The following is a 16,361-nucleotide window of genomic DNA, read 5'->3' on the forward strand; positions in this document are numbered from 1 at the left end:
CGAAGCCGCGCAGAGACGAAGATGCACTGCGTCAAGCTGTTGGGCCAGCGACTGTCCGCCAGAGACTTCGACCGCCAGGTCGCCGAGTTCCAGGTTCATGTCATTCGCCATGGTCGCTCGGACCAGTGGCGCGACATGGCTCATTGCTCAACGGCTTCACCGCGCTCGGCACACCCATGACAGAGGTCGCAGGATAAGTCTGTCCGTGAAAAGGGGAACTCTGCCCTTCAACCGATTTGTGCAACAGAGCCGGTGCCGGCTGATATGGAGCCGGGTGGGCCAAAGGTACTCGCAGCCGATCATCTCGGGGTCGTTGATCCACCGATCTAGCAACAAGCGGGTGGTCTCGGTTATCTCGAACCGAACCGGCTTGCGCGTCTTGCCCTGCGTCACCGAGGCACGCTCCTTGACGCGGCCAGCGGCGTAGACGTCGTTGACCGTCAGGCGGACAAGAATGCGGCCTCGCAGCTTGCAGTCGATGGCCATGTTGAAGAGCGCGAGGTCCCGCTTGTTGTCGGCCATCTCGAGCCGGACGCGGATCGACCAGACATGTTTCAGCAGAAGCGGCCGCTTCTGACCGACGATGCGCCCCTTGTTCCAGGGCGCGGCGGACCGGGCGGAGGGCACAGCGGCCTCCCCCGTCCGGCGAACCAAGCGCAACAAACCGTCGCGCCCGACCCTGAGCCGCCGGTCGGCCAAGAAGCCGCGTCTTGAGCGGTCTGCGGCAAGCGGCCATTCGCGCAGGTCGTGGCAATGAAGGTCGAGGGCTCGCAGAGAGACGCGCACGGCGCGGCCCGTGCGCGCTCCGGATCTGTCCGATCACTTCGTCCACACGCGCCTTAGTTCGCGACACCTTCCGAGCGACCATGAGATGAGCGCCACGCCCCAGGTTGCTCACCCCTCGCGCAGAAGGCTTGCGTAGAGCCCGGGCTGATCGGCCAGTTCATCGTGGGTGCCTTCTTGGATCACATGCCCGGACTGCATCACGATGATCCGGTCGGCGCGCCGGACGGTCGAGAGACGATGCGCGATCGTGATCGTCGTTCGTCCCTTCGACAACTCGTCGAGCGCCAGCGACATGGCACATTCGGTGCGCGTGTCCAGGGCACTCGTCGCCTCGTCGAGCAGCAGGATCGGCGGATCGCGCAGAATGGTCCGGGCCAGCGCCAGCCGCTGCTTCTCGCCGCCCGAGAACCGATGGCCGCCCTCGCCAACCAGAGTGTCGTAGCCGTCGGGGAGCGCCACCACATGATCGTGAATCTGGGCCACCCGTGCGGCGGCGATCAGGTCGGCTTCGGACGCCTCGGGCCTGGCAAAGCGCAGGTTCTCGGCCACCGAGGCGTGGAGAAGATACGGCTCCTGCGAGACCACGCCCAGCATCTGCGCCAGCGTGTTGAAGCTCAGGTCGCGCAGGTCCACGCCGTCGAAGCGGATCGCGCCGCCGTCGACGTCGTAAAGCCTCGCCAGAAGATAGCCGAGCGTCGTCTTGCCCGAGCCCGTTGGCCCCACGATGGCTATGTGGCTGCCGGCCGGGATGGTCAGGCTGACGTCGTGAACGGCGGGGCGGCCGCTTGGGGCATAGGCGAAACTGACGCGATCGAGCTGGACCTCGCCCCGCATTCCGGTGCGCGGCAGGATGACCGGATCCGCGCGCTCGGTGATTTCGACGGGCCTGTCGAGATATTCGAAGATGCGGGCGAAGAGCGCACGCGCCTTGCGCATGTCGCGGCCGATCTCGAGCAGTTGCTCGAACGGCCACAGGAGTTGCTCCTGCAGGGCGATCATCGCGACCAGCGTGCCGATGCTGGCCGGATCGTCGGTGCGCATGAGCAGCCCGCCGGCGAGCAGCGTCATCGCGGGAAGAACCGCCAGCGCGAAGCCGATCAGCATCCACTGCCACTCGCCGGCCGTGTGCGAGCGCACCTCGAGCCGCGCCAGATCGGTCGAGATGCGGGTGAAGCGCTGCGTCAGATGCGGGCCGCGCCCCATGGTGCGGGCCAGGATGACGCCCGGGACCGACAGGGTTTCCTGCACCACCGCCGACAGGTCGGCGGCGCGGGCCTGCCGCTGCCAGGTCAGCGTCTCGCGCAGATGGGCGACGCGGTGGCTGATCAGCACCGTTCCCGGCACGATCAGCAGCACGAACAAGGCCAGCCGCCAGTCGAGGACCACGATGGCGACGGCGGTCATCGCCACGGCGCTCAGCGCGCGGCCGAGGTCGCTGGCGGTCTCGGTCATCAGCGATTGCAACCCCGAGATGTCGCCTGCGATGCGCGACTGCACCTCGCCGGTCCGGGTGCCGGCGAAAAAGCCCAGCGACAGGCTTTGCAAGTGGGCATAGAGCCTGACCCGCAGGTCGTGCAGGATCGCCTGCCCGATGCGCGAGGTCAGCACCACCTGCAGCGCCCCTACCGCGGCGGCGGCCAGCGCCACCGCGACCATTCCCGCCACCAGCCGGACCAGCAGCGCCAGATCGTTCTGCGGCAGCGCCACGTCGATCACGGCACGCAGCAGGAAGGGACCTGCCAGCCCGATGGCCGAGGCGAGGATCATCAGCGCCGCCACCCCGGCAATCCGGAGACGATAGGGGGCAAACAGCGCGAGCACGCGGTGCACGGACACGTGGCGCGCGGCGAGATCGTCGTAGCCTGCGCTGTCGTCGGGATCATCGGACATGGGGATCTCGGGCTGATAGGGGAGATGGGCGGCTGGGCAGGCGGATCTCGACGGCAAGGCCGGGCGTGTCGGAGGCCAGGATCAGCGTCTCGCCGCCATGGGCGCGGGCGATGGCGCGCACGATGGGCAGGCCCAGACCCGAGCCGCCAAGGCTGCGCCCGCGCGAGTCGTCTGCGCGCCAGAACCGGTCGAAGGCGCGGGCGCGGCCTTCCTCGGACAGGCCCGGACCGCCGTCGGTGCAGCGAAAGACCACATCGGTGCCGTCGATGCCGGTCTGCACATGAACCGGGGCGCGCGGCGCGTAGCGGCAGGCGTTTTCCAGCACCGCGACGAAGGCCTGCCTCAGCCGCGCCCGGTCGGCAAGCGTGGCAGCCGGGTCGAGACTGCGGGTGACCGTGATGCCCGCCGCGGCCAGTTCGGCTTCCAGCGCGGTCAGTGCGGCCGCGGCCTCGTCGGCCAGATCGACCGGTGTAAAGGCCAGATCCAGCTGGCCCGCGTTGCTCAGCGCGAGCGTGCGCAGCTCCTCGACGATGCCGGACAGGTCGTCGACATGCGCGATCAGCCGCCGGTAAAGCTGCGGGCCGGGCTCGAACACACCGTCAAGCAGCCCCTGCAGCCGCCCGCGCAGGATGGTCAGCGGCGTACGCAATTCATGCGCGATGGCCGAGTTGGAATAGGCAAGCTCGGCCTCGGCCTGTTGCAGGCGCTCGGCCATCCGGTTGAAGTCGGTGACCAGATCCCGCGCCTCGCCGAAGCTGCCGGGGGGCAGGCCAGCCCGCGCCGAGAAGTCGCCGGTGGCGATCCGGCGCGCCGCGGCGGCGACCGTCTTGAGCGGCGCGATGATCCGTCGCGCCAGCCGCCAGCCGATGAGCGAGGCCGTCATGAGCCCGAAGCCCAGCACGAGCCCGACCATGACCGTATCGCCCAGCCGCCAGCTGTCGTCGGCAGCGGCATCAGGATAGAGCCATTCGTAGACGACGAAGAAATACGCCATCATCCCGACGTAGACGACCGCAAAGGCCGTGAGCGTCAGCCCGATCATCGCGAGGGTGATGCGGGAGTTGAGGCTTCCGCCCGGTCTACCGGACATGGGACGCCTCCAGCCGGTAGCCCACGCCGCGCACGCCGCTCAGCAGGCCTTCGGCCCCCGCCGCGGCCAGCTTGCGGCGCAGGTTGCTCACGTGGCTGTCCACGGTGCGGTCCAGCGCCTCGCTTTCGGGCAGGCAGGCGTCGACGAGATCCGCGCGCGCGAACGCCCGCCCCGGCGCCGCGGCCATATGCGCGAGAATGCGGAACTCGGTCGGCGTCAGGTCCAGCGTGACCGGACCCCGGCCGGCCTCGATCACCGCGCGGTGGGCCTGCGGATCGACGGTCAGCGGCCCGAGGCGGAGCAGGGTCTCGGGCCCCCGCCCAAGGGTGCGGCGCAGCACCGCCCGCGCGCGGGCCACCACCTCCAGCGGGTTGAAGGGCTTGACCACGTAATCGTCCGCGCCGATGCGCAGCGCCTGCAGCTTGTCCAGATCCTCGGCCAGCGCGGTGACCATGATCACCGGCGTCTCGCCCCGGCGCCGGATCGCGGCCAGCACCTCGTAGCCATCGACGCCCGGCAGCCTGATGTCGAGCACCACCAGATCGGGCCGCAGCCGCTGGTGATGCGCAAGCCCCGTGGGGCCGTCACCCGCGCAGATCACGCGGAACCCCTCGCGCGCGAAATAGGTTTCGAGGATCTCGGCGATCTCGGGTTCGTCTTCGATGATCAGGATCAGGGCGTTGGTCATGGCTTCAGGGTCCGGACGGGATGGGCGGGCAGGCCGGGCAGCGCGGAAGCGCCCCGGCCGAACCGGCTGACCGTGACATAGAGCACGGGGATGAAGAAGATCGCCAGCACGGTGGCCGAGACCATGCCGCCGAAGACGCCGGTGCCGATGGCGTTCTGGATCTCGGACCCGGCGCCGCGCGCCAGCATCAGCGGCACCACGCCGAGGATGAAGGCAAGCGACGTCATCAGGATCGGCCGCAGCCGAAGGCGCGCGGCGCGCAGGATCGCGCGATGCGGCCCCAGGCCCTGGCCGCGCAGGTGGCGCGCGAACTCGATCATAAGGATGGCGTTCTTGGCCGAAAGCCCGATGATGGTGACGAGGCCCACCTTGAAGAACACGTCGTTCTCGCCGCCGCGCGCCAGTACCGCCAGCACCGCGCCCAGCACGCCCAGCGGCACCACCAGCAGCACCGCCAGCGGGATCGACCAGCTTTCGTAAAGGGCGGCCAGCACCAGAAACACCACCAGCATCGACGCGGCCAGCAGCATCGGCGCCTGCCCGGCCGACTGCTTCTCCTGCAGGGACTGTCCCGTCCATTCCAGCGCAAAGCCCTGCGGCAACGCCTGCGCCAGTCGCTCCATCTCGGCCATCGCGGCGCCGCTCGATGCGCCCGGCGCGGCCGAGCCCGAGATGCGGGCCGCGGGATAGCCGTTGTAGCGCTCCAGCTGCAGCGGGGCGGAGGTCCAGACCGGCGTCACCACCTCGGAGAGCGGCACCATGCCGCCCTCGGCGTTGCGCACTTCAAGGCGCAGCACATCCTCGACATGCATCCGGGCCGGTGCGTCGGCCTGCACGATCACCTGTTGCAGCCGACCCTGGTTCGGGAAGTCGTTGACATAGCCCGAGCCGACCGCGGTCGCGATCGTGTCGTTGATGGCGCTGAAGGACAGGCCAAGCGCCTGCGCCTTCGGCCGGTCGAGCTGCAACTCGATGCTGGGGCCGTCCGGCAGCCCTTCTGACATCACGTCGGTCAGAAGCGGGCTCTCTGCCGCCAGCGCGATCAGCCGGTCTTCGGCGGCCTTCAGCGCGGCGGGGCCGGCGTTGGCGCGGTCTTCCAGCCGCAGCGAAAAGCCCGAGGTCGTGCCGAGCGACTCGATCGCCGGCGGCTTCATGATCATGACCGTGCCTTCGGGCACATCCGCCATCGCCGTTTCGGCCGCGGCAATCTCGTCGTCGACGGTCGAGCTGCGCTCGCTCCAGTCCTTGAGGCTGGTGAAGGCCTGCGCGGCGTTGGGGCCCGAGCCCGAGAAGCCGAAGCCGAGGATCACCGTGTTTTCGACGATATCGGGCCGGGTGGCGGTGTAGGCCTCGTAGGCGGCCACGATGGCGCGCGTGCGCTCGGCCGTGGCCCCGGCAGGCAGTTCGATGGCAGCCATGAAGTTGCCCTGATCCTCTTCGGGCACGAAGCCGGTCGGCAGGCGCAGGTAGCCCACGGCCAGCAGCGCCAGCAGCGCCGCATAAAGCACCAGCAGCCGCCCGCCCCGCCGCAGCCCCCGGCCGACCCAGCCGGTGTAACGCGCGCTCAGCGCCTCGAATCGGCGGTTGAACCCGCCGAAGAACCCCCGCGTGGCGGGACCGGCGCCGGGTTTCAGGAGCGTCGCGCAGAGCGCGGGCGTCAGCGTCAGCGCCAGAAACGCCGACAGCAGGATCGAGACCGCCATCGACAGCGTGAACTGCCGGTAGATCGCGCCCACCGATCCGCCCGCCAGTCCCATCGGGATGAAGACGGCCGCAAGAACCAGCGTGATGCCCACGATGGCGCCCGAGATCTCCTGCATGGCCTGCCGGGTGGCGGCGCGGGGCGTGAGACCCTGCCGCGTCATGATCCGCTCGACGTTCTCGACCACGACGATGGCATCGTCGACGATGATGCCGATGGCGAGCACCATGCCGAACATGGTCAGCACGTTGATCGAATAGCCCGCGACGGCCATGACGGCGAAGGTGCCCAGGAGCGCGATTGGCGCCACCAGGGTCGGGATCAGCGTGCAGCGCAGGTTCTGCAGGAACAGGAGCATCACGAAGAAGACCAGCACCATGGCCTCGATCAGGGTGCTGATCACCTTGGAGATCGACACCTTCACGAAGGGCGCGGTGTTGTAGGAGATCGTGAGCTCCATGTCGCCGGGCAGCGCGGGGCGCAGCTCGGCCAGCCGCGCCTCGATGGCGGCGGCAGTGCGCACGGCATTGGCGCCGGGCGACATCTGGATCGCGGCGGCGGCGGCGGGCTTGCCGTTGCTGCTGACGGCGAAGGCGAGCGTCTGCGCGCCCGACTCCACCCGCGCCACGTCGCCCAGCACCAACCGTGACCCGTCGGCCCCTGCGCGCAGCGGGATGGCGGCGAAAGCCTCGGGGGTCGTCAGCTGGCCGCGCAGGATCAGCGGCGTCGACAGGCGCGTGCCGGGCACCGTCGGCTCGTCGCCGACACGGCCCGGCGTCGTGGGCGCGTTGTCGCGCGCGATGGCCTCGGTCACGTCGGCCATGGTCAGCCCGTAGGCCGCCAGCTTCGCCGGATCGACCCAGACCCGCATCGCGCGGTCGGACCCGAAGGGCTGCACCCGGCCCACACCGGGAATGCGCTTCAGCTCTTCGGCAAGATTGCGCGTCAGGTATTCCCCAAGGCGAAGCTCGTCCGTCGCGCCCTCGCGCGATTTCAGCGTGATCACCATCAGGAAACCGGACTCGGCCGCCTCGACGCCGATACCCGCGCGGCGCACCGGCTCGGGCAGCAGGGCCTCGGCGTTCTTCAGCCGGTTCTGGACATCGACCTGCGCCATCTCGGGATCGGTGCCGGGCCTGAAAGTCACGAAGACAGTCGCGCCACCGGTCGAATCCACGGTGGATTCGACATAAAGCACGTTCCGCACGCTGGAGAGTTCCTTCTCGATCGGGCGGACCACGCTGTCGTTGACGGTCTGGGCATCCGCGCCGGCATAGGTGGCGAAGACGCTGATGCTGGGGGGCGCGACGTCGGGGAAGCGCGCCACCGGAAGCTGCGGAATGGCGACAAGCCCAGCCAGAGCGATGAAGATCGCGATGACGACGGCAAAGACCGGGCGGTCGATGAAGAAACGGGGCATGGGATCGACTCGGGCTTCAGTTGTTCACGGATGCGGCGGCTGCGTCGGCAGGGGCGGCAACGACGGGAACCGGCGCGCCATCGGCCACCCGGTCCTGCCCGCGAATGGCGATGGCCTCGCCCGCGCTCAGGCCGGATGCGACGACCACGCGCCCGCCGATCCTGTCGCCCAGCGTCACGGGGCGGCGCGCGGCGCGGCCATCGCCGGACACGACCACGACCTGCGCCCGGCCCGCGCCGTCGCGCAGAATGGCGTCCTCGGGGACAAGCAGCGCCTCGGGCAGCGCGTCCCGCGGCAGCCGTGCGCGGACATACATGCCGGGCAGAAGGGCAAGGCCGGGGTTCTCGACCTCCACCCTGACCGAGACGGTGCCGGTGCCCGGATCGACGATCACATCCAGGAATTTCAGCTGTCCCGACCGCGCATGGGGCCGGTCTCCATCGGTCAGGATTTCGACCCCACCCAGCCCCTCCGCGGCGGCGGTCCGGATGGCATCCAGCCGCTCCGCAGGCAGGCGCAGATCGACATGGACGCGGTCCAGATCCTGGATCACCGCCAGCGCCCGCTCGGCGCCCGGCGCCGCCAGTCCCCCGACATCGGCCAGCCCGCCCGCGACATGGCCCGCAATCGGCGCGCGAAGAGTGGCAAATTCCAGATCCAGCCGGCGGCGATCGACGATGGCCTGCGCTTCGGCGCGGTTCGCCTCGGCCAGCGCCAGATCGTTGCGGGCGGCGTCGTTCTTCTCGCCGCTGGTGGCGTTTTTCGCCATGAGCGCGTCCGACCGTTCCATACCGCGCCGTGCATGGGCCTCCGCGGCCCCGGCGCGGGCAAGCCCCGCCTCGGCGGTCGCGAGATCGGCCTTCAGCGGCGCGGGGTCGATGCGGAACAGCACGTCTCCGGCCGCGACCCGCATCCCCTCGTCAACCGGACGCTCAAGGATGATCCCGCCCACCTGCGGCCGGATCTCCACCCGCCGCCACGCCGCCACGCGCCCAGCGAACATGTCGGAAACAACGACCCGTTCGGGCATCAGCGTAACGAGCGTCAGTTCGACCGGCCGATCGTCCGTCCGCTCTGTCACGGCCGAGGCGTCGACGGCGGACGCGACGGTTGGCGAGGCAGCAAGGCAACAGATCAGAAGTAGCCTTGGAATTGGCAGGCATGGCATCTCGGGACTCCGCGGGTTGGGTCTGACGCGCCCGATGACATGCCACTATCGACGAACCGCGCAGGTTCCATGGAGGTTTCGTGGAGGTGCGAGAACTGGCGGCACGCGTTCGATGCGGTTCGTCTCCGTTCCCTTCGTTAGCGTGAGCGTCCGGTTTTCGCAGATTGCTGAAGATGCAACTTGCGCCTCAACACGCTTGCCGGCGTGCGAGTGGGCGGCTGCTATCGTGGATTGTAGCGGATGCGATTCTGCCCCCGCGGCGGACCGCTCCCCGCCCTCTGCGTCGGCCGACGGTTGTGGCGACTGCCTCTCCAATGACAATACCTCACGCGGCTCGCTCACGCAGAGCCTCATAGAGGCGGCCGTGACCCATGACGGCATCCTTCAGGTCTCTCTTGATTGCGGGTGACTCCAGCGCCTGCTTGCTTATCGCCGAGTGGGCGTCAGGCAAGTGGGCGAAGAAGGTGCGGGCCGAGTTCCTGAAGCTGCACCCTGCTGCTCCTGCGGTGCGACCGCGACCGTCGTGGATCACGTCGTTTCTCACAAGGGCGACCAGAAGCTGTTCTGGCAGCGGTCGAACCGGGCGCGGATGTGCACACCCTGCCACGACCGGAAGACCGTTCGCGATGATGGCTGCTTCGGCAACCCGGTCAAGGGCCGGGGCGGTAATCGAATTTGCCAGAGGGGGGCGGAAACCGGCGGTGTAGTCTCGCGCGCAACATCGCGGCAAGAGCATCCCCATCGGACCGAGGCGCGAGGGACTGAACAGGTCCTGTCCGAATGACCGTCATCAAGGGCGGCGGAGGGGCAACCGGAAGCGCTGCTGCTTCCTATGTGCTTCCTGCGTATTGGCGGCTTCCTGGAGGTGCCGCCTAACCCCTTGATATTATGGAGCGGGCGATGAGATTCGAACTCACGACCCTTACCTTGGCAAGGTAATGCTCTACCCCTGAGCTACGCCCGCGTCCTTGGGTGAACGGTGATCTATAAACAGCGCGGGCCGGCTGCAAGAGGAAAAATGAAGCTCGGGAAAAAAACCTTGAGGTGCCGAGACTGCTGTTCTCCGTGACGGCAGATTGCGGTCTGGCCGGACGGCCACCGTGGTCCGGCCCCGGCGGACTGCTCCTTGTCGGGATGGGCCGAAGCAGCATCCAGCGGGGCGCGCCGCAGCCGTCGGCAAGCTGCGCTGATTGCTGGACAGGAGCCGGGGGGAGACCCGGAGCCGGCTCCGGATCGTCCCTCGCGGCAGAAGGAGCGGGCTCTGCCAAGCCTATTCCTCGAGTTCGACGAGAAGGTCCTTCGCCTCGATCTGCGCCCCCGGCGCGACGTGCAGCGCCTTGACCGTTGCCGCCCGGTCAGCATGCAGGCCGGTTTCCATCTTCATCGCCTCGATGGTCAGCAGCAGGTCGCCGGGCTTCACCTTCTGGCCGAGGGACACGGCAACAGAGGCGACGGATCCGGGCATTGGCGCACCGACATGCGCGGGATTGCCGTCCTGCGCCTTGGGTCGGGCCGCCGACTTGGCCTTCACCGCTCGGTTCGCCACGCGGATCACACGCGGCTGGCCGTTCAGTTCGAAGAACACCTTGGCATCGCCCTCGTCCGAGGTCTCTCCCACGGCCGAGAGCCGGATCTCCAGCGTCTTTCCCGGGTCGATCTCGGCCGAGATTTCCTCGCCCGGCTCCATGCCGTAGAAGAAGGTCCGCGTCGGCAGCGTCCGCACGGGGCCGTAGATCTTGTGGCGCGCGCGGTAGTCGGTGAAGACCTTGGGATACATCAGGTAGCCATTCAGATCCTCGGCATCGACGGCGGTGTCGAGCGGATCGTCGTCGCCCTGCTTGATCTCGGAGAGCAGCTTCTCGCGCGCGGCCTCGATGTCGACTGGCGGCAGATGTGCACCCGGACGCTCGGTCGCGGGTTTCTCGCCCTTCAGCACCTTCTTCAGGATCGGCTCGGGCCAGCCGCCGTGAGGCTGCCCGAGGTTGCCCTTGAGCATGTCGACCACCGAGTCCGGGAAGCTCACATCCACGTCCGGATCCTCGACTTCCTCGCGCGTCAGGCCCTGCGCCACCATCATCAGCGCCATGTCGCCCACCACCTTCGACGAGGGCGTGACCTTCACGATGTCGCCGAACATGTGGTTGGCATCGGCATAGGCCTGCGCCACCTCGTGCCACCGCTCCTCGAGGCCCATCGAGCGCGCCTGAGCCTTGAGGTTGGTGAACTGGCCGCCGGGCATCTCGTGCAGGTAGACTTCGGAGGCCGGCGAGGGCAGGCCGGATTCGAAGGCGCAATACTGCTGGCGGACGGCCTCCCAATAGTCCGAGATCTCGCGGATCGCGGCGATGTCGAGGCCGGTGTCGCGGTCCGTGTGCTTCAGCGCCTCGACGATCGAGCCGAGGCAGGGCTGCGAGGTGCCGCCCGAGAAGGCGTCCATCGCCGCATCCACGGCATCCACGCCCGCCTCGCAGGCCGCAAGCACGGTCGCCCCGGCGATGCCGCTCGTGTCGTGGGTGTGGAAGTGGATCGGCAGGCCCACCTCCTCCTTCAGCGCCTTGATCAGCACGCGGGCGGCGGCGGGCTTGAGCAGCCCCGCCATGTCCTTAAGTCCCAGCACATGCGCGCCCGCCTCGCGCAGCGCGCGGCCCATGCTGACGTAATAGTTCAGATCGTACTTGGCCCGGTCGGGATCGAGCAGGTCGCCGGTGTAGCAGATCGTGCCCTCGCAGATCTTGTTCGCCTCGATCACCGCATCCATGGCGACGCGCATGTTCTCGACCCAGTTCAGGCTGTCGAAGACGCGGAACACGTCCACGCCCGTCTCGGCGGCCTGGCGCACGAATTCCTGCACAACGTTGTCGGGATAGTTGGTGTAGCCCACGCCGTTCGAGGCGCGCAGCAGCATCTGCGTCATGACGTTGGGCAGCCGCTCGCGGATGTCGCGCAGGCGCTGCCAGGGGCATTCCTGCAGGAAGCGATAGGCCACGTCGAAGGTGGCGCCACCCCAGCACTCGACCGAGAACAGCCCGCCGAGGTTCGCGGCATAGGCGGGCGTGACCTTGATCATGTCGATCGAGCGCATCCGCGTGGCGAGCAGGCTCTGGTGGCCGTCCCGCATGGTGGTGTCGGTAATGAGCACACGGTCCTGTGCGGCCATCCATTCCGCGACGGCCCGCGGCCCCTTCTCTTCGAGCAGGTTGCGTGTGCCGGGCTGCGGGGCGCCCTTCGGTTCGGGTGCCTTCGGGTCCTTCAGGTCCGCCGGGGGGCGGGCGCGGCTGGCCGTCTCGGGATGCCCGTTCACCGTGATGTCGGCGATATAGGTGAGGATCTTCGTTGCCCGGTCGCGGCGCGGCTTGAAGTTGAACAGCTCCGGCGTCGTGTCGATGAACTTCGTCGTGTAGGAATAGTCGAGGAAGCTCGGATGCTTGAGCAGGTTTTCGACGAAGGCGATGTTGGTCGCCACGCCCCGGATGCGGAACTCGCGCAGCGCGCGGTCCATGCGGGCGATGGCCTTCTCGGGTGTGGGGGCCCAGGCCGTCACCTTCACGAGGAGCGAGTCGTAATACCGGGTGATGACGCCCCCCGCATAGGCCGTGCCGCCGTCGAGCCGGATGCCCATGCCGGTGGCCGAGCGGTAGGCGGTGAGGCGGCCATAGTCGGGGATGAAATTGTTTTGCGGGTCCTCGGTCGTGACCCGGCACTGAAGCGCATGGCCCGAGAGCTTGATGTCATCCTGGCTCGGGCAGCCGGTGGCCTCGGCGAGCGTCGCGCCTTCGGCGATGCGGATCTGCGACTGCACGATGTCGATGCCCGTCACTTCCTCGGTGACGGTATGTTCGACCTGAACCCGCGGATTCACCTCGATGAAATAGAATTTCTCCGAGTCCATGTCCATCAGGAACTCGACGGTGCCGGCGCATTCGTAGTTCACATGGGCGCAGATCCTGCGGCCGAGTTCGCAGATCTCGGCGCGCTGCTCCTCGGTGAGGTAGGGCGCGGGCGCGCGTTCGACGACCTTCTGGTTGCGGCGCTGGACGGTGCAGTCGCGCTCGAAGAGGTGGTAGATCTGCCCATACCTGTCGCCGAGGATCTGCACCTCGACGTGGCGCGCGCGCTGGATCATCTTCTCGAGATAGCCCTCGCCGTTGCCGAAGGCGGCCTCGGCCTCGCGGCGCCCCTCGCGCACCTTGTCGGCCAGTTCCGCCTCGGACGAGATGGGGCGCATGCCCCGCCCGCCGCCGCCCCACGAGGCCTTCAGCATCAGCGGATAGCCGATCTCGGCCGCCTGACGCTTGATCTCCTCCATGTCCTCGCCCAGCACCTCGGTCGCCGGAATGACCGGCACGCCCGCGGCCATTGCGACCCGTCGTGCGCTGGCCTTGTCTCCGAGCGCGCGCATTGTCTCGGCCTTCGGGCCGATGAAGGTGATGCCGGCCGCGTCGCAGGCCTCGACGAAATCGGGGTTCTCGGACAGGAGGCCGTAGCCCGGGTGGATGGCGTCGGCACCTGCCATCCTGGCCACGCGGATGATCTCGGGGATCGACAGATAGGCGCCGACCGGCGACAGGCCCTCGCCGATCCGGTAGGCCTCGTCGGCCTTGAAACGGTGGAGCGAAAGCTTGTCCTCTTCCGCATAGACGGCCACGGTCTTCTTGCCCATCTCGTTCGCGGCGCGCATCACCCGGATCGCGATCTCGCCCCGGTTGGCAATGAGGATCTTTCGGAACTCGGCCATGCATTTACCTCCGGGCATCAGGCTGGTGCGCGAACTCTAGTGGTGCTGCGGTGCGGCGCAATAGCACAGAGCGACATCTGGCGAGATTTTCTGACCGATCCCGGCGAAGAATCGGCCATTCTGGCGAACGATTGCAGAACACTTCTTTAACTCATGACGCGGGCAGGCTAGATTGGCCACATGAGCCAGTTCGACGAAAGCGAAGCCTTCGAGGCGGCGGTGCCGCTCAGCCGCCGTGCCATGGCGGCGCGTCCGCAACCGTATCTTGAGGAGCTGAATCCGGCTCAGCGCGCGGCTGTCCTCGCGCTCGACGGGCCGGTGCTCATGCTCGCCGGGGCGGGCACCGGCAAGACGAAGGCGCTGACGGCGCGAATCGTTCATCTCCTCGACGCTGGGAAGGCGCGGCCGAACGAGATCCTGGCCGTGACCTTCACCAACAAGGCCGCGCGCGAGATGAAGGACCGCGTGGCCCGCATGCTGGGCCAGGTCGAGGGGATGCCCTGGATGGGTACCTTCCACTCGATCAGCGTGAAGATCCTGCGCCGGCATGCCGAACTGGTGGGGCTGAAGTCGAACTTCACCATCCTGGACACCGACGACCAGCTGCGGCTGCTGAAGCAGCTGATCGTGGCGGCCAACATCGACGAGAAGCGCTGGCCGGCACGGATGCTGGCGGGGCTGATCGACCACTGGAAGAACCGGGCCTGGACGCCCGCCAAGGTGCCGGCCTCGGAGGCTTCGGCCTACAACAATCGCGGCACCGAGCTCTACGACCAGTACCAGCAACGTCTGCGCGAGCTGAACGCGACCGATTTCGGCGACCTGCTGCTGCATGTGCTGACGATCTTCCAGGGCCACCCCGACGTGCTCGTGCAGTATCAGCGCTGGCTGCGCTACATCCTCGTGGACGAGTATCAGGACACGAACGTCGCACAATACATGTGGCTGAGGCTTCTCGCGCAGCAGCACCGCAACATCTGCTGCGTGGGCGACGACGACCAGTCGATCTACGGCTGGCGCGGGGCAGAGGTGGGCAACATCCTGCGGTTCGAGAAGGACTTTCCCGGCGCGCAGGTCATCCGGCTCGAGCAGAACTATCGTTCGACCCCCCATATCCTCGCCACCGCTTCGGGCGTGATCGCCGAGAACGCCGGTCGCCTCGGCAAGACGCTCTGGACCGAAAGGCAGGAGGGCGAGAAGGTCCGCCTCATCGGCCACTGGGACGGCGAGGAGGAGGCCCGCTGGATCGGCGACGAGGTCGAAAGCTGCCAGCGGGGCAGGGGCGGTCTCGGCCCCTTCCGGCTCGACGACATGGCCATCCTCGTGCGCGCCAGCCACCAGATGCGCGCCTTCGAGGACCGCTTCCTGACCATCGGCCTGCCCTATCGCGTGATCGGCGGCCCCCGCTTCTACGAGCGTCTCGAGATCCGCGACGCCATGGCCTATTTCCGCCTCGCGGTCTCGCCCGAGGATGATCTTGCCTTCGAGCGGGTGGTCAACCAGCCCAAGCGCGGCCTCGGCGACAAGGCCCGGCAGGAGATCCAGCGCGAGGCACGCAGCACGGGCGTCTCGCTGCTCGAAGGCGCCCGCGGGCTGCTCGCGCGGGGTGGCATCGGCGGAAAGGGTGCGGGGCAGCTTCGGGCCTTCGTGGAAGGCATCGACCGCTGGCACGCGCTGACGCTCCGGCCCGAGCACGACCATATCCGCCTGGCCGAGCAGATCCTCGACGAGTCGGGCTATACGGCGATGTGGCAGGCCGACAAGACGCCCGAAGCGCCGGGGCGCCTCGAGAACCTCAAGGAACTGGTCAAGGCGCTCGAGCAGTTCGAGAACCTGCAGGGTTTCCTCGAGCACGTTGCGCTGATCATGGACAACGAGACCGAGGAATCGGTCGACAAGGTCACGATCATGACGCTGCATGCCGCCAAGGGACTGGAATTTCCGGTGGTCTTCCTGCCGGGCTGGGAGGACGGGCTCTTCCCCTCGCAGCGCGCGATGGACGAGACCGGCCTCAAGGGGCTCGAGGAGGAGCGACGGCTGGCCTATGTCGGCATCACGCGGGCCGAGCAGCTCTGCACCATCTCCTTCGCCGCCAACCGTCGTGTCTACGGCCAGTGGCAGAGCCAGCTGCCCTCGCGGTTCATCGACGAACTTCCTCCCGCCCATGTCGAGGTGCTGACGCCTCCCGGGCTCTACGGCGGAGGCTACGGGGCGGCGGGCATGGCGACCTCGATCGAGGACCGGGCGGTGCGGGCGGATGTCTACAACTCGCCCGGCTGGAAGCGGATGCAGGACCGGGCGACGAGCCGGCCGATGGCCCAGCCGCGCGAGGCGCGCCATGTGACGATCGATCTGGAGGCGGTGTCGGCTTTCTCGCAGGGCGACCGGGTGTTCCACCAGAAGTTCGGCTATGGCCTCGTGACGGGGATCGAAGGCGACAAGCTCGACGTGGATTTCGAGAAGGCCGGGCCGAAGAAGATCGTGGCGCGCTTCGTCGTGCAGGCGCATCAGGCGGACGACATTCCGTTCTGAAGCGGTCGCGTCCCGGCAAACGCCCTTGCTTCGGCAAAAGGCGCGTTCGTCTTATCTTTTCCGCGTGCATGTCCACGCTCGGCCACCCGCCGGGGCTGCCACAGCCGGCGCAGGTTTCCCGATCATTCCGTCGCCATCGGGTTCTGTCTGCGCCAATGGACAGTCTGGAACGACAAGCGGCGGCGCCTTCGGAAAGGTGCCGCCGCTCGTTCTGCCGCCGGTGAGGGAAGGACCGGCAGGGAAAAGGTGCGGCGGCTCCAGGGAGGAGGGGAGCCGCCGCGGGGTCATCGGCACCGCGGGAGGAGGTGCAGTGCCGAAGCCGGGGTGGGACGCGGCTTTCGCCAAGGTCC

Annotated in this window: 8 protein-coding genes, 1 tRNA gene and 1 pseudogene; 2 read left to right on the top strand and 8 right to left on the bottom strand. The window is 68.0% G+C overall.

Annotated elements, in window-relative coordinates; all coding sequences use genetic code 11:
• Positions 1 to 197: pseudogene (locus ACTVZP_RS00005) on the top strand (hypothetical protein); the annotation flags it as partial.
• Here ACTVZP_RS00005 and ACTVZP_RS00010 read toward each other — a convergent pair.
• From ACTVZP_RS00010 to ACTVZP_RS00045, 8 genes are all read right to left on the bottom strand, one after another.
• Positions 157 to 699, bottom strand: coding sequence for a hypothetical protein (locus ACTVZP_RS00010; RefSeq protein ID WP_443210010.1), 543 nt, complete (start codon positions 697 to 699; stop codon positions 157 to 159). The pseudogene ACTVZP_RS00005 and the gene ACTVZP_RS00010 overlap by 41 nt on opposite strands.
• Positions 700 to 894: 195 nt before the next feature.
• Positions 895 to 2,676: an ABC transporter ATP-binding protein gene (locus tag ACTVZP_RS00015; protein WP_443210011.1), complete on the bottom strand. Its 1,782-nt coding sequence runs from the start codon at positions 2,674 to 2,676 to the stop codon at positions 895 to 897.
• Positions 2,666 to 3,766, bottom strand: a complete 1,101-nt coding sequence (locus ACTVZP_RS00020) for an ATP-binding protein (RefSeq protein WP_443210012.1) — start codon at positions 3,764 to 3,766, stop codon at positions 2,666 to 2,668. Before ACTVZP_RS00020 ends, ACTVZP_RS00015 begins: the two co-directional genes overlap by 11 nt.
• Positions 3,756 to 4,454: a response regulator gene (locus ACTVZP_RS00025; RefSeq protein WP_443210013.1), complete on the bottom strand. Its 699-nt coding sequence runs from the start codon at positions 4,452 to 4,454 to the stop codon at positions 3,756 to 3,758. The genes ACTVZP_RS00020 and ACTVZP_RS00025 overlap by 11 nt, the downstream gene beginning before the upstream one ends.
• A complete protein-coding gene (locus ACTVZP_RS00030; RefSeq protein ID WP_443210014.1) occupies positions 4,451 to 7,576 on the bottom strand; it encodes a multidrug efflux RND transporter permease subunit in 3,126 nt (1,041 codons plus the stop codon). Before ACTVZP_RS00030 ends, ACTVZP_RS00025 begins: the two co-directional genes overlap by 4 nt.
• A gap of 16 nt (positions 7,577 to 7,592) precedes the next feature.
• The gene (locus ACTVZP_RS00035) at positions 7,593 to 8,657 is read right to left on the bottom strand and encodes an efflux RND transporter periplasmic adaptor subunit (protein ID WP_443210015.1); all 1,065 of its coding nucleotides are present in this window, start codon (positions 8,655 to 8,657) and stop codon (positions 7,593 to 7,595) included.
• 976 nt (positions 8,658 to 9,633) lie between these two features.
• Positions 9,634 to 9,708 (bottom strand) — tRNA-Gly (locus ACTVZP_RS00040).
• A gap of 306 nt (positions 9,709 to 10,014) precedes the next feature.
• Positions 10,015 to 13,479: a pyruvate carboxylase gene (locus ACTVZP_RS00045; protein ID WP_443210016.1), complete on the bottom strand. Its 3,465-nt coding sequence runs from the start codon at positions 13,477 to 13,479 to the stop codon at positions 10,015 to 10,017.
• Between the two features lie 180 nt (positions 13,480 to 13,659).
• Here ACTVZP_RS00045 and ACTVZP_RS00050 point away from each other — a divergent pair, with 180 nt between their 5' ends.
• Complete coding sequence (locus ACTVZP_RS00050; RefSeq protein WP_443210017.1) at positions 13,660 to 16,011, top strand: ATP-dependent helicase; 2,352 nt, start codon at positions 13,660 to 13,662, stop codon at positions 16,009 to 16,011.
• Positions 16,012 to 16,361 lie beyond the last annotated feature (350 nt).

The organism is Rhodobacter sp. NSM (genome assembly GCF_052244495.1).
Taxonomy (GTDB): Bacteria; Pseudomonadota; Alphaproteobacteria; order Rhodobacterales; family Rhodobacteraceae; genus Cereibacter_A.